The 13495-nt window shown below is 46.2% G+C and carries 12 protein-coding genes; 6 read left to right on the top strand and 6 right to left on the bottom strand.

Annotation, left to right across the window (positions count from 1 at the left end; genetic code table 11):
* The first annotated feature begins 96 nt into the window (after positions 1–96).
* Positions 97–1275 (top strand): cystathionine beta-lyase, encoded by a 1179-nt coding sequence (locus ACRRSY_RS13315; protein WP_432463393.1) that lies wholly within the window; start codon positions 97–99, stop codon positions 1273–1275.
* A 138-nt stretch (positions 1276–1413) separates the two neighbouring features.
* On the top strand, positions 1414–2367 hold the full coding sequence (locus ACRRSY_RS13310; protein WP_432463392.1) for a DUF808 domain-containing protein: 954 nt from the start codon (positions 1414–1416) through the stop codon (positions 2365–2367).
* Here ACRRSY_RS13310 and ACRRSY_RS13305 read toward each other — a convergent pair.
* The 3 genes from ACRRSY_RS13305 to pdsR form a co-directional block, all read right to left on the bottom strand.
* On the bottom strand, positions 2360–3133 hold the full coding sequence (locus tag ACRRSY_RS13305) for a substrate-binding periplasmic protein (protein ID WP_432463391.1): 774 nt from the start codon (positions 3131–3133) through the stop codon (positions 2360–2362). The genes ACRRSY_RS13310 and ACRRSY_RS13305 overlap by 8 nt on opposite strands.
* Positions 3134–3236: 103 nt before the next feature.
* On the bottom strand, positions 3237–5399 hold the full coding sequence (gene pdsS / locus ACRRSY_RS13300; RefSeq protein WP_432452730.1) for a proteobacterial dedicated sortase system histidine kinase: 2163 nt from the start codon (positions 5397–5399) through the stop codon (positions 3237–3239).
* Positions 5399–6091: a proteobacterial dedicated sortase system response regulator gene (gene pdsR, locus ACRRSY_RS13295; protein ID WP_432452731.1), complete on the bottom strand. Its 693-nt coding sequence runs from the start codon at positions 6089–6091 to the stop codon at positions 5399–5401. Before pdsR ends, pdsS begins: the two co-directional genes overlap by 1 nt.
* Before the next feature lie 222 nt (positions 6092–6313).
* On the opposite strand from pdsR, the gene pdsO reads away from it, so the two are divergent.
* The 3 genes from pdsO (at position 6314) to ACRRSY_RS13280 (ending at position 9961) form a co-directional block, all read left to right on the top strand.
* Entirely contained in the window at positions 6314–7057 is a 744-nt protein-coding gene (gene pdsO, locus ACRRSY_RS13290; RefSeq protein ID WP_432463390.1) for a sortase-associated OmpA-like protein PdsO, read from the top strand.
* Between the two features lie 20 nt (positions 7058–7077).
* Positions 7078–9276 (top strand): marine proteobacterial sortase target protein, encoded by a 2199-nt coding sequence (locus ACRRSY_RS13285; protein WP_432463389.1) that lies wholly within the window; start codon positions 7078–7080, stop codon positions 9274–9276.
* Positions 9277–9340: 64 nt separating this feature from the next.
* The gene (locus ACRRSY_RS13280) at positions 9341–9961 is read left to right on the top strand and encodes a class GN sortase (protein ID WP_432459581.1); all 621 of its coding nucleotides are present in this window, start codon (positions 9341–9343) and stop codon (positions 9959–9961) included.
* Between the two features lie 89 nt (positions 9962–10050).
* On the opposite strand, the gene ACRRSY_RS13275 is transcribed toward ACRRSY_RS13280, so the two are convergent.
* From ACRRSY_RS13275 to ACRRSY_RS13265, 3 genes are read right to left on the bottom strand one after another with little or no spacing between them, the layout of a single operon-like run.
* The gene (locus tag ACRRSY_RS13275) at positions 10051–10485 is read right to left on the bottom strand and encodes a PaaI family thioesterase (RefSeq protein ID WP_432452735.1); all 435 of its coding nucleotides are present in this window, start codon (positions 10483–10485) and stop codon (positions 10051–10053) included.
* A 46-nt stretch (positions 10486–10531) separates the two neighbouring features.
* Positions 10532–10726: a hypothetical protein gene (locus ACRRSY_RS13270; RefSeq protein WP_432452736.1), complete on the bottom strand. Its 195-nt coding sequence runs from the start codon at positions 10724–10726 to the stop codon at positions 10532–10534.
* Complete coding sequence (locus tag ACRRSY_RS13265) at positions 10711–11253, bottom strand: NifB/NifX family molybdenum-iron cluster-binding protein (RefSeq protein ID WP_432452737.1); 543 nt, start codon at positions 11251–11253, stop codon at positions 10711–10713. The genes ACRRSY_RS13270 and ACRRSY_RS13265 overlap by 16 nt, the downstream gene beginning before the upstream one ends.
* Positions 11254–11913: 660 nt before the next feature.
* Between ACRRSY_RS13265 and ACRRSY_RS13260 the strand changes: the two genes are divergently transcribed.
* Entirely contained in the window at positions 11914–13455 is a 1542-nt protein-coding gene (locus ACRRSY_RS13260; protein WP_432463388.1) for a methyl-accepting chemotaxis protein, read from the top strand.
* Positions 13456–13495 lie beyond the last annotated feature (40 nt).

Here is a 13495-nt window from a genome sequence, read left to right as displayed (position 1 = left end):
TGCAGCGATAGCAATCAATCGCTTGCTTTACTCAAGAGCCTTCGGCTTAAGTGTTTATCAAATGGGTGGCATTGGGGTTAATCTGGACTTAAACAAATGAAAAAACAAACAACATTAATTAGTGCGGGTCGTGATAAGAAGTGGACCCAAGGTTTAGTCAATCCGCCGGTCTCGCGTGCCTCTACCGTGGTATTTAACAGTGTTAAAGAAATGAAGTTGGCAACGGCTAATCGCCATGATAAAACTTTATTTTATGGCCGCCGTGGTACTCAAACCCATTTTGCTTTCCAAGAAGCGATGAATCAAATTGAAGGTGGCGAGGGTTGTGCCTTGTATCCTTGTGGTACAGCGGCCATTAGTGGGGCGCTGTTGTCATTTTTGCAGCAGGGTGATCATCTACTGATGGTGGATACCGCCTACGAGCCGACTCGTAATTTATGTGACATGCTGTTAAAACGTTATGGCATTAGTACCACTTATTATGACCCTTTGATCGGCGCTGGCATCAGCGATCTTATCCAAGCCAATACCAAAGTGATTTTCCTCGAGTCTCCTGGTTCCTTAACCATGGAAGTACAAGATGCGCCAGCGATTGTCGCTGCTGCGCGACAAGCAAATCACGATATTGTGGTGATGCTCGATAATACTTGGGCTTCACCACTTAATTTTAGCCCCTTTGAGTTTGATATCGACATTTCTATTCAGGCTGCGACTAAATACATTGTTGGCCATTCCGATGTGATGTTGGGGACGGCAACCGCCAATAAACGCTGTTGGGATCAACTTCGCGAAAACTCTTACTTATTGGGTCAATGTACCTCGCCGGATGATATTTATTTGGCAATGCGAGGCATACGTACCCTTGGCGTACGTTTAGCTCAGCATCAAAAAAACGCCTTAGAAGTCGCTCATTGGTTGATGCAACATGATGATGTGGATCACGTTCGTCACCCTGCTTTAGCCAGTTGTCCCGGGCATGAGTTTTTCAAGCGGGATTTTCAAGGTTCTTGTGGTCTATTTTCTTTTGTGATGAAAGGGGGAAATTCACAGGCTTTAACTGCCTTACTTGATGGCATGCAGCATTTTAAAATGGGCTACTCATGGGGCGGCTACGAAAGCTTGATCATGGGCGTAAACGGGGTTGATAAACTGCGCACTGCGACTCAGTGGCAGGCAACTGGTACTCTGATCCGGGTGCACATTGGGCTAGAAGATACGGCTGATTTGCTCGCCGATTTAGCGGCGGGTTTGGCGAGATTTAAGGCTGAACTTTAAGCGCTGCGGACTTATACCAATCGGGATAAAGCGCCTATTTTTGTAAGCCTCTGAGCAATGCCAGCGAAGGAGCGATTGGCACTCTAGCTCTTAAAGTAATAATGGAAATGGGTGTTTCCCATCACAATAAGGGTCTGCATGGCTGGTTTAAGTTTAATTGCCTTACTCGATGATATCGCCGCGGTATTAGATGATGTGGCGCTGATGACCAAAGTGGCGGCAAAGAAAACGGCGGGTGTGTTAGGTGATGATTTAGCCCTAAATGCTCAACAAGTTTCCGGGGTTAACGCTGATCGTGAGTTACCTGTAGTATGGGCGGTCGCTAAGGGCTCTTTGCTCAACAAGTTAATTTTGGTTCCTTTGGCCTTGTTGTTGAGTGTATTTTTACCTGTGGCAATCACTTGGCTGTTAATGTTAGGCGGTTTATTCCTTTGTTTTGAAGGTTTTGAAAAAGTATCTCATGCCTTGTTTGAGCAAACGGGACCAGAGCAAGATGCGCATCGACAGCAGCGTATACGGGCAAACTCGGATCCGGCCATTGACCTCGTCGCTTTTGAAAAAGTAAAAATACGAGGTGCGATCCGTACTGATTTTATTTTATCGGCGGAAATTATCGTGATCGCTTTGGGCACGGTGAACGGTGCGGAACTGCTTACTCAAACAATCGTCGTTTCGGGGATTGCGGTGATGATGACTGCGGGCGTGTATGGCTTGGTTGCAGGTATCGTGAAGCTTGATGATGCGGGTCTATATTTGTTGAAATATGCAGAAGTTCATCATCGTGGTTTTATACTGCGAGCTTTTGCCCGTGCCCTATTAGGGTTTGCACCGCGCTTAATGAAGCTGTTAGTCATTGTTGGCACCGCTGCCATGTTTTTGGTTGGTGGCGGTATATTAGTGCATGGTATCCCGTTGTTCGCAGACTTAGCGCATCAGATAAGTCATTACTTTGCTTCGGCAAAAGGTTTCCTACTATTACTGAAATATAGTGTGCCAGTATTGCTTAACGCTCTAGTTGGGGTGGTTGCAGGAGCAGTCATTATGTTGGGATGTATGACAGCTAAACGTTTGATAGGACGAGTCACTACTTAGGTAAATGGTTGCTTGGTGCTCGCAAAGATTGATATTTCTTTAGGATCTCCGAGTAACGAGGGCTGTCCAAAATCTTGAGTAAGGCGGTTTGAAAGCGCTCTATAAAGTGATCGCTAATCGTACGATTAAAGGCATAACAAAGAGGCACGTCTTGGAGTAGCCATTTCACCTCATAAGCGTCTAGTGGCAGTTGATTTTCAATTGCGGCTTGGCGAATAATGGTTTCTACGCCGGAAATGTACTCGACCCGTTTTGATAATAATAGCCGTATTAATTGTCGGTAGTTATTGGTTAGCTTGATATTGTGGTCGTCAAAGCTGTGATTGAGCAACAGTTGCTCCCCTACATCAGTGCGCATTGCAGCAATCATGCTGCTTTTGAATTGATTTAAATGGGTTATTTTTATTGCCGTATTTTTGGGCCCGAAGATGACCACTTTAATCCTATCGATTGGACAAGCCCATTTAAAATAAGGTTCACGTTTGCTGGTTCGGGCGGTAGAAAATAGTACAATATCTGGTTTTTGGGTCATCAGATAATAGGCTCTCGCCCAAGGCATCACTCTAATTTCTTGTTCGGGCTCGCCCATGACTTGCCATGTCAGCCTTAATAGTTCTACCGAAATACCCTGAAGTTGACCACGTTCATCGGTATAATTAAACGGAAAGGCTTCTTCAGTGATATAGGAGAGAGCAGGCGTTGCTGCTGAGGTAAGCGCCGGAGAGAGAGCAACAAGCAATAGAAATAAATATTGGGAAAGCCGCATGATGATACGCTCACTACAGTTGGATAGTCCAAGTATAGTGAGCGAAGCTGACTTATGCTTTTCCCTTAAATATCAGTTTGTGAACTGCCCACTCAATATTTAATTAGATCAGTGGCAACCTGACGCAAAATTCAACACCGCTGTTGTCACTGAAATTACGAGCTGAGATCTTACCTTTGTGAAATTCACAGACTAGACGTGCGATATATAAACCCAAGCCTAAGTGGGGTTTTTGTTGCGCTTGTTGGCTGCGAATTGACACCATTGATTCAAAAATTTGTTCTACCATGTTGTCTGGCAGAGTCGGGCCATGATTACTAATAAGTAATACTGCGTCTTTATTGTCTCGTTGAAAGCTCACCTGAATGGCTTTATTGGGCAGGCTAAACTCCATTGCGTTGGCGACCAATTTGTCCATTAATTGGGCTATATATTCAGGAACTCCAATGATGTTTAAGTCATCAGTGCAAATATCACAGTCGAAGACTTGTTCAGGATAAGTGTATTGGTAACCCTGCATGCAGCCCGATATCACCTTCGTGAGTGGAAAAGAACAGCGTTCTGCTTGCGATAGGCTCTGTTCAAGTCGAGTCGCTTCGCTCATATTATTTAAGATCATATTTAAGCGATTGACACCTTCTTGAGCCCGGTCGACATATTTTTGAGCGTCCCGGTCGAGGCGTTGTAAACCGAGATGTTCTAATGAAGAGCGCACGACGGCGACCGGTGTGCGCAGTTCGTGAGACAGCCGAGAAGACATATTTTCCAAATAATGAGTATATTGGCTTAAACGGCTAACCACATTGGCAAAACTACGGGATAAATCGCCGATTTCATCCTTATCTTTGGAGCCTCGCAGTGGTGCGCTCACTCTACCTTGACTATCGATGGCCTGTTCGGCTTGGTCGCGTAACTTCCGGATCCGATTTGAAATACTCGAAGCGAAAATAAATAGCGACAATGTACCCACCGACATCACAATCAGAATAATATTGAATAGTCGTTCGAGGGCATGATTACGCAGCGTTCGAATACCGTTGGTGGTTTCCTCGGCAATGACCACCCCCATAACCTTGTCGTCGATCCAAATCGGACTCGCGGCAGCCAACACAACCGCTCGGCCATCGGGCGTGAGCCGCCAAGTTGAACCGGGTTTACCATTCAAGGCTTGCTGAATATGGCTGCCCCTAAGTTCGGTTGAGTCCTGCAAGGAGTCAACAAAGTCTTGCGGCGGTTTGGTGAGTATTTTGTAGTACAGCGGATACAGATATTGTTGCATCAGCTGGTTCCACCAATTTGTCTTGGATTTATGATTGAGACTACGCGCCCAAATACTTTGGGTATTGCGAATATCACCAGATTTAGCCAATACACGACCGTGTTTGTCAACCACCCAAATACGCGAGCTATTATGGCTCATGCCTTTAATAATGCTTTCAATTTCAGGCGAAGGGACTAACACAGTACCGAGTTGGTCGACACTATCAATTGCTGAGGTGCCAATAATAGAGATCAGTTTTCGTTTGGCTTGGCGATTCACGTTATAAATCGCAAAGCCAAGTTTACTGCCCACCATCTTCAGCGGGATCCGTAATTCTATGTTATAGCCTTGCTTGGTGCTTAGCCACTGTCCTTGGATCTTTATCTCTGGTTTGACGGGGGTGTTTAGCTTGGGATCGAGCGGTAGCTCGAAGGCATTGATCCAACCGTCTTCGGTGGTGGCCACAATATAGCGGCGAAAATTACCGTCAGGAGCCAAAGTTGCGATCGCCAGATGATCGTTATTATCGATGCGCAGGGTATTTTTGCCGCGATACACCACATCGGGATCTGTGACTTCAAAACTGGCATAAAGATAGCGGCCAAACTTGCCTACCATGTGAGTAAATTGACTGTTGATCGGTGCATCGGGATCGGCTTGGTAAATCACATGTTCTTTGCCGTAAGTGAGCATTCGATGCTGGTAGTCTTGCCAATCACTTAATTTACCATCTAATAGGATCGGGCCCGCCAATGGATAAGCATAGAGATCGCGTCCTTTCTCTACTTGGCTTAAAAAGCTGGCTTGGCTGTCAAATAATTTGGGGCGTTCGTGTAAGGCGGTCGCTAAGGCTTGGGTCGTTCCTTCGAGGGTTTTCTCTTGGCCTAAACGTAAGTATTTCTCCATTTCCCAGACGTATTGATAACCCAACCAAGGCAGGCAGAGCAAAAATAATGATAAAAAAGTGACCTTGGCTCGCAAGCCTAAAGGTAATACCGGCAGCATTAGGCGAGGCTATCCCAGCGGTAACCCATGCCATAGACCGTATCGATGCATTCGAAATTGGGGTCGCTGGCTAAAAACTTCTTGCGGATCCGTTTAACATGGGAAGTAATGGTACTGTCATCGACAAAAATTTTCGCCTCGCTCATCAAGTCCTGACGACTACGCACATGCCCAGGGCGTTTGGCGAGGGCATGTACCATCCAAAACTCGGTGACGGTTAGTTCAATCGTGTGTTGATTCCATAAAACTTGCATCCGGTTGCCGTCGATGGCTAAGGGGCCTCGTTGTAGTAAGTTATCTTCTACAGGGGGGGCCGCCAGTAATTCTGAGCGGCGAAAGAGGGCGGCGATGCGTGCTACTAAGTGCGGAAAACTAATGTCTTTAGTGAGGTAATCGTCGGCCCCTAAGCGCAAGCCACAAACGGTGTCGAAGTCGCTGTCACGGGCCGTTAGAAAAATAATCGGTAAGCTGCTAGACATCGCACGCAGCGACTGACACAACGAAAAACCGCCGTCAATCTCATCTTCTAGGCCAATATCAATAATCGCTAAATCGGGTAAGCGGGTGTTAAAGGCTGCCAGAGCGCTAGGGCGATTTGCATAGGCTTGGACGCTATAGCCTTGTTGCTGTAGGACGTCTTTGTAGTTTTCGCGGATAGCCGCTTCATCTTCTACGATGGCAATGCGTTTCATAGGGGCATGGATCTTCTAAGTGATTGACTCAGGTGAACTATACCTCATTTTTAAGCAAGTTTGCGGGGCTTAAGTGAATTGCCATTTTATTGCCACAATTGATAAGCGTACTGCCATTTTTGCGGCCCGTGAATGCCATTTGTTTATTGTTTAATGGATCCATCGAAACGGTTTGAGCTTTTCAAACCTCGTGAATGAAACCATTGAACAAGGATATTAATTATGAACAAGTCAGTTATTAGTCTCGCCTTAGTGACCAGCTTAAGCCTTTCTTCATTGAGTTATGCGGCTGAGCCTAGTCCGCAACTGAGTGAACGTGATGGGAAAACGGAAATGATCGGTTTAGGTTCTGGCGCTGCTGTTGGTGCGATTATTGGTGGCCCGATTGGCGCCTTTATTGGCGGTTTTACAGGGGTGTTTATTGGTAAATCGGTGGCTGACGAAGAGGCACTTGCCAGTCAACAGCAGCAGTTAAGTGAGCAACAGCAGCAGTTGGCTCAGTTGAGTGAACAGACTGAGCAATACCAGACATTAGCGGCGCAGCATGCCAGAGTTAATGCTCAGTTGGAGCAACTTAAAAACGCCCATCAAGAAAAGATGTCAGAACTTGAATTAGGTCTGAATGTGCAATTTAAAACCGGTTCATCGGTGATCGAACCGCATTTTAAACAGCAATTAGATGATGTGGTTTATACCATGTCTCTCGCGCCAGAGCTGAAGTTGAACTTAACTGGCTATGCCGATCGTCAAGGCGATTCTCGTTATAACCAAGCGCTGTCGGAACAACGTTTAGCTGAGGTTCGCGCCTATTTAATTCATCAAGGGATTGCTGAGCAACGACTGAATTCGCAAGCCTTTGGTGATCGTTCTCCATTGCTGGCCGAGCCCAGTGTAGAAAACAACTTTTTTGACCGCCGAGTCACTCTCAAACTTAGTGCTCAGCGTGGCATGTTAGCCGCCCAGTAATTGCGTTTAGGAGATAGCAAATGGACCAGCAATTAATCCGCTGTCGCCGAGGCTGGGGTTCCCCCTTTAACTTTGGTGCTGTGGTTCTCGCATTCGGGGCTGCGTTATTGTCACCCTGTGCGGTAGTCGCTAATCAAAGCCTGACGACGCCGCAAGATCCTTTAGGTTTAGGACAACTACGCTATATCGATCAAAATGGTCAAGCTCAACGCAGTTTACCACTGCATAGTGACGTCTCGATGACGGTCTCGGGTCTGACCAATCGAGTGACGCTGACTCAAACCTTTATTAATGAGAGTGAGCAGTGGATTAACGGTCAGTACCTTTTCCCGCTACCTAATGAGGCGGCGGTTGATCAGCTTCAGTTAGTGGTAGGGGATCGGGTGATTGAGGGGCAGGTTCAGGCCAAACAGCAAGCACTACGCACTTTTGAAGTGGCTAAGCGGCAAGGTAAACGGGCAAGTTTGCTGAGCCAGTTAAGGCCGAATGTATTTAATACCGCCATCGCCAACCTCGGTCCTCACCAGCGATTGCAGGTGAGAATCACTTATCAACAGCGTTTGGATTATCTAAATGGTGAATTTAGTCTGCGGTTTCCGATGCTGGTTAATCCGCGTTATACGCCGCTTATTTTTCGTAAATCGATGGCGATTATCCAGCCTCCAGATGTGGAACCAAGGGCGGAGCACTCAGGGGCTTGGTCTGCTGAGCATTTCAGTGGATTGAACGCGATAAATTCGTATCACAATAGCGCCTATCGTTTAGTAGAGCACAGTATTGCTCAATATACTTCGATAGGAGCAAAGCCTCTACCAGTTAAATTGAAGATCCATCTCGACAGTGGTTTTGACTTAGCCCAACTCACTAGTTTGTATCATCCAATTGCCAGTCATCCGCGCAAGGATGGCAGTGTTGATATTGACTTGCTTTCTAGTGATGCCAATCAAGATTTTGTGCTGAAGTTTCGCCCTCAAGTCGGTCTGCGGCCAGAAGCGGCCATTTATGTGCAGCAGGGGCAAAGTTACCAAAAGGCTCAAACCAGCAATCGAGATGACTATGTTTTGTTGATGTTAATGCCGCCTCAAGGGGCTAAAGTGGATCAGTTAGACTTGCCAAGAGAACTGATCTTAGTGATTGATACTTCAGGATCGATGTCGGGGCAGTCGATGACTCAGGCTCGTCAAGCGCTACAATATGCATTGGATGGTTTAGAGCCTGATGATTCCTTTAATATCATCGAATTTAACTCGGATTATCGGCAATTTTCGGCGCACTCCTTGGTGGCAAATAAAGGTAATTTACAAGCCGCTAAAGGCTTTATTGCAAGTTTAAGCGCAGACGGCGGCACCGAAATGTTTAGTGCACTTAAGGCTGCCCTGAGCCACAACGAAGGCCAAAAAAATGGCTCTTTACGCCAAGTTATATTTATTACCGATGGTGCAGTGAGTAACGAAGTGCAGCTATTTGAATTAATTCGGCTGCAGCTTGGTGCGAATCGCCTATTTACCATTGGGATAGGCTCCGCGCCTAATTCACATTTTATGCAGCGGGCTGCCGAATTAGGTAAAGGCACATTTACCTACATTGGTAAGCAGAGCGAAGTGGAACAAAAAGTAACAGCCTTGTTTGAACAGATAGCTCATCCGGTATTGAGTGACATTCAGCTGAGATATGATGATGGCACAGTCCCCGATTATTGGCCCACGAATATTCCTGATTTGTATTCGGGGCAACCTTTAATGTTAAGTATTAAACAGGCGCATGGTCGACATTCACAAGTTTGGGTCAGCGGTAAATTTGGCACACAACAATGGCAACAAAATGTGAATTTAAAGAGCAATAAACAGGTTGCAGGTTTAGATTTGCTTTGGGCGAGGCAGCAAATATCGGCCTTAGAGCTGAGTAAAAACGGTGCTAACGAGCAACGCGTTGATCAGCAAGTATTAGCACTGGCGATGAAATATCATCTCGTTAGTTCGCAAACTAGCTTGGTGGCGGTAGATATTAGTCCGGTGAAACCTGCAACGCTTCGTGCAGTCGACAAATCGATAGATGGTGGGATGCCGAAGGGATGGCAATCGAATGGCGTATTGCCTCAAACCGCGACGGGCAGTCGGCTAGATATTTTATTTGGGCTAAGCTTGCTGCTTGGTGCCTGGGGATGGGGATACTTTAATCATCGTCGTGCAGCGGCAGTGCGAACTTCCGCCTTGATTTAGCTTAATGAGTCAGCTCTCTTTGGCTGGTTTTGTTAGAGGGAGTTGACAGTATGGGGAGCAAGTTATGATCTTAAGTTTCTTAGCCAAACATCCGTTACCATGTAGTTTATTTCTATTCGGTGTTCTGGTGTTGAGCCACGGTTTGTATATTCAGGCCAAAGCTTATCTTGCACAGCTGTTGATTGCGCAGGCATGGCAGCATACTTTAGTTGATCAGCAACCGCATAAACCTTGGCAGTGGGCCGATACTTATCCGGTGGGTAAGCTTAGCTTCGTGACCAAACAAGAGAGCATAAATTTTAAGCATCAAGTGGATTCCGTTTATGTGTTGGCGGGGGCATCTGGGCGTACGCTCGCTTTTGGCCCTGGCTTAGTTCTGAGTGGTGCGAAGATTGGGGAGGTGGGCAATACCGTGATCGCTGGGCATCGAGATACTCATTTTGCAAATTTAGCTGCGGTGAATAAGGGGGATTTGTTGCAGATTGAAGCGAGTCATGGCGAAACCTTGCTTTATCAAGTGATGAATACTCAGATCGTCGATCAATCCGCGACTCAGTTTATGGCACCAAGTGACGATAACCGCCTCACCTTGATTACTTGTTATCCCTTTAACCAATTAAGTGGTGGAGCCCAGCAGCGATATATTGTGGAAGCCTTATTGGTACATAAGCCTCGGGTAATATAGTCAGAATATTCGATGTTTTCTGACAATCCGTTGCTGGGTTTATTGTCAATCATCGGCCATTTTGTTTTGCTGTGATACCGAGGTTTCGCTCAGTCATTGGTGAGTAGTGCATCGCTAGCTTGAATAAATTTCGCCGAGGCCCGCGCTAGTTGCTGTGATCCTTGGCAAATAAAAGCTTCCAGTCGATAAAATCCTCTTTTTTGGCTCAGTAGTTTAGCTTGCACTGTTACTGTTGTTCCCACCCGAATTGGGGCAATAAAACGTACGCTTAATTCGGCGGTTAGCGCTTTAATGCCGCGCATCAACAAGCAGTGGGTCATGGCTGCATCAAGTAGTGTACTGGTCATGCCGCCGTGTAATAACCCATGATAGCTCTGATGTTGAGCGGTCACCGAAAATTGGCTGTTGGTCCAACCTTCAGCATCTAGTTGAAAGCGTAAATTAAGAGAGTGTGGGTTGAACTTGGGGTCGCTACAGACCATACAGTGCGAATGGCTTTGCATGGCTTTTGGATAAGTTTGCATATAGGGTCTCATGAGATATGAGCTCCGCGCCTGCGGAGCTCGATAATTATGGTGCTGTGGGTGGTTCTTCGATTTGATAAAGGTGTTCAGCACAGGCAGTTTTACAGCCACATAAACGTTGATCGTGAAGCATTGGTTTGGTGAGTCTAGCCCGTTTTTTTCGTTTAAAACCGAGCATGATCCCAACAAATAGCAATATGATAACAAAGGCGCTGAGGCAATAAGCTAAGAGTGACAGCATCGGCCGCGGCCTTTTTGGTGTTGCGGGTGAGCATGGCCTGGGTTGTCGTTACATCGACCTGATTTTTGCTCATGGTGATGTCCTTGATGATGGCGTTCTTCACAGCAGCGCCCTTGCTTTGAATTAGCAGGTTCATCATGGGTGCAGCCACAACCACCTTCAGCTTGTTTTTTCAGATGATTGATCGATGGACGTCCTTGAGAGGCATTTTGAAGCGGAATTAACTGGCTGGCGTTGCTAGCTAACTGCTCAATGGTTTTATTACTGGTTGGTGATTGTAATACGTTTAATGATAGAGCTAGTAACTTACCGAGCATTTGTTCGCCAATGTTGCGAACGATCACTAAGTTGGCCTGTTGCTGCTGAAGTAGAATAAGTAAGTCTTTTTTCCCCGAGCAGTTGGTGTTCAATCCCGGATTAGCGTGCCGGGACAGTTGTTCCCCCTGTTCGTTGACAAACAAGATACTGTCGGCTTTGGTGAAGTGTGGTGCGAGTCGATCATCATTAATGGGGATGGCAATTATCATTGGGTGTTACTCCTAGGTATGAAAGTACATCAGCACAACGCTGTTTGCAGGGCATATCAATGTTCATCATTTAAGCCCTCATCGAGTGCAGTTTGGTATTAAAAAACTAGCCTGTATTTGGCATATGCTATTTATACTCGTTATTTTTAGCATATGCAACATTTGGGATGACATTGTTCATGCTAACCGCCTACAGCAGAGGCGTGGCCGTTGGATTAAGCTGTTATCTGAGTTTGATGTCTGGATCTGATTTGCATCCGAGTTTGTTGCTAGCGAAGTGTTTTGTTATTGGTTTAAGGTGAGTTTTTTTGGCGTGCTTATTTTGACCGCTTAGCCAGTTTATGGGATGACTGTCCGATAAAAGCTGAACGAGCCGGCCTAACTGCGCAAAAAATAAAGCCCTGAGATGAGCGCCAACGAATAGTTTGGTGGATTTTTGTGGGGAGGACTAGACTATTGAGTATTTACTTGCTGGATTTGTTGCGGCAGAGCAAGCCTGTTTTTATTGCTTGCTCAAAAGTCTGGCTAAACGACAGTATCATAAGCGCGATAGGCACTAGCAGTTCACGCAGCATGTTTATATTAACTTAAAAGACAATTATTAGGTGCAATGGACTACACTCGATATGTGACTAATCTATTCATATTTGGGGTAATTCTATGAGCGATGAGCGGGTCCGTTATAGCAAACAAGACAGTTTAATTTCTACTACCACTTCAGATAGCCACATCACTTATTGTAATCAGGATTTTTGCCGAGTGTCTGGATACCAAGCTGCGGAATTGAAAGGTAAACCGCATAATGTGATCCGTCATCAAGACATGCCTAAAGCCGCATTTACTCAGTTGTGGCAGTATATTCAATCGGGTCAGAGTTGGATGGGCTTGGTTAAAAACCGCTGTAAAGGCAGCGGTCATTATTGGGTGTCGGCATTTGTTACCCCCATCGTTGATAAAAGCGGCAAAGTATACGAGTATCAGTCGGTTCGAACCGAACCGGATGATGCGCAGATCCATCGTGCTGAAACTGTCTATCAAGCCTTGAATAAGGGAGAGGATAAACGTTTTCGCCGTCGTTGGCTGGGAGTCTCTTCCGCTTTAGCGTGCGTTACATTTGTGGCGGTGTTGCTGGGAGCGGCAGGCTATCTTTGGTGGTGGCTGCCAGTTATTGTTGCGGGTCTGCAATTGCCAGTCATGTGGTGGAATCATCGTCGCCATCGATCCGTTGTAGATTTAGCGCAGCGCCAATATAGCAATGCTTTGATGGAATACCCTTATACCGGCCATTTTGATGACTGGTCAGCGATTGAATTAGCGGTAAAAATGAAAGGGGCTGAGCTTAGAGCTGTGACCGCAAGGTCAATCGATACCACAACCCAAATTCGTGAAGCCAATCGTGACGAATTAGCCAGTCGAAAACGTCTCACAGAGAATCTCAACGAGCAAACGGTCGCCACGGAGGCAATGGCGGCTTCAGCCGAAGAAATGCTGTCGGCAATTGAGGAAGTGGCTAACGACGCCCAAGAGAATTCAGTGTATGCTCAAAAAGTTCAGCAGATTGCATTGGATGGACAAGCGGTGGTCAATAATACCTTAGATTCGGCACAACAGTTACATCAAGAGTTATTGGTGTCGCACTCATCGCTAGAACAGTTAAACCAAGATGTGAATAGTGTTGAAGGGATCTTAGGTTTAATCCAAGCTATTGCTGAGCAAACCAATTTACTGGCCCTCAATGCTGCAATCGAAGCGGCGAGAGCCGGGGAGTCTGGTCGTGGTTTTGCGGTGGTGGCCGACGAAGTGAGGACCTTGTCGGAGAAAACCACTCATTCTGTGGATGATATTAGAAACAAGATTGAGGGTTTGAAAGCCACAGCAACAGATACTGGTAAGAAAATTTTAGCAGGGCAGCATTATTCAAATCAAAGTGTTGAGCAAACGCAGCAAACCCATTCAGCCTTTAGCGACATTGTCTCTCATATCAATTCAATTGGTGAACGCTCGGCGCGCACTTCCGAAGCGCTTTCGGAACAGGCGACGGTGACTCATGAAATGGTGAACCATATTCATCGAATGAAAGAGGCTATTTCAGGTACTGGTAGTCTCTCCGAGTTGTCAGAAGACCGGACTCGGCAAGTGATTCTTGAGCTGGATAGTCTTGAGCGATTAATTCGAGCCTTTGACGCCAAGTCTTCGTTTTAAGGGGGGGCTAGCAATTGAGGACTTGTTTGCTACGTTCTCC

Source organism: Agarivorans sp. QJM3NY_33 (assembly GCF_050870865.2).
In the GTDB taxonomy this organism is placed as follows: Bacteria; Pseudomonadota; Gammaproteobacteria; order Enterobacterales; family Celerinatantimonadaceae; genus Agarivorans.
This window is presented reverse-complemented; position numbering and strand designations above follow the sequence as displayed.

Excerpts from the sequence above, each read along its gene's own strand:
- ACRRSY_RS13310 (WP_432463392.1), top strand. The coding sequence starts at position 1,414 with ATGGCTGGTTTAAGTTTAATTGCCTTACTCGATGATATCGCCGCGGTA.
- ACRRSY_RS13260 (WP_432463388.1), top strand. The coding sequence starts at position 11,914 with ATGAGCGATGAGCGGGTCCGTTATAGCAAACAAGACAGTTTAATTTCT.
- pdsO (WP_432463390.1), top strand. The coding sequence starts at position 6,314 with ATGAACAAGTCAGTTATTAGTCTCGCCTTAGTGACCAGCTTAAGCCTT.
- ACRRSY_RS13265 (WP_432452737.1), bottom strand. The coding sequence starts at position 11,253 with ATGATAATTGCCATCCCCATTAATGATGATCGACTCGCACCACACTTC.
- ACRRSY_RS13305 (WP_432463391.1), bottom strand. The coding sequence starts at position 3,133 with ATGCGGCTTTCCCAATATTTATTTCTATTGCTTGTTGCTCTCTCTCCG.
- ACRRSY_RS13275 (WP_432452735.1), bottom strand. The coding sequence starts at position 10,485 with ATGCAAACTTATCCAAAAGCCATGCAAAGCCATTCGCACTGTATGGTC.
- ACRRSY_RS13285 (WP_432463389.1), top strand. The coding sequence starts at position 7,078 with ATGGACCAGCAATTAATCCGCTGTCGCCGAGGCTGGGGTTCCCCCTTT.
- ACRRSY_RS13315 (WP_432463393.1), top strand. The coding sequence starts at position 97 with ATGAAAAAACAAACAACATTAATTAGTGCGGGTCGTGATAAGAAGTGG.
- pdsS (WP_432452730.1), bottom strand. The coding sequence starts at position 5,399 with ATGCTGCCGGTATTACCTTTAGGCTTGCGAGCCAAGGTCACTTTTTTA.
- ACRRSY_RS13280 (WP_432459581.1), top strand. The coding sequence starts at position 9,341 with ATGATCTTAAGTTTCTTAGCCAAACATCCGTTACCATGTAGTTTATTT.
- pdsR (WP_432452731.1), bottom strand. The coding sequence starts at position 6,091 with ATGAAACGCATTGCCATCGTAGAAGATGAAGCGGCTATCCGCGAAAAC.
- ACRRSY_RS13270 (WP_432452736.1), bottom strand. The coding sequence starts at position 10,726 with ATGCTGTCACTCTTAGCTTATTGCCTCAGCGCCTTTGTTATCATATTG.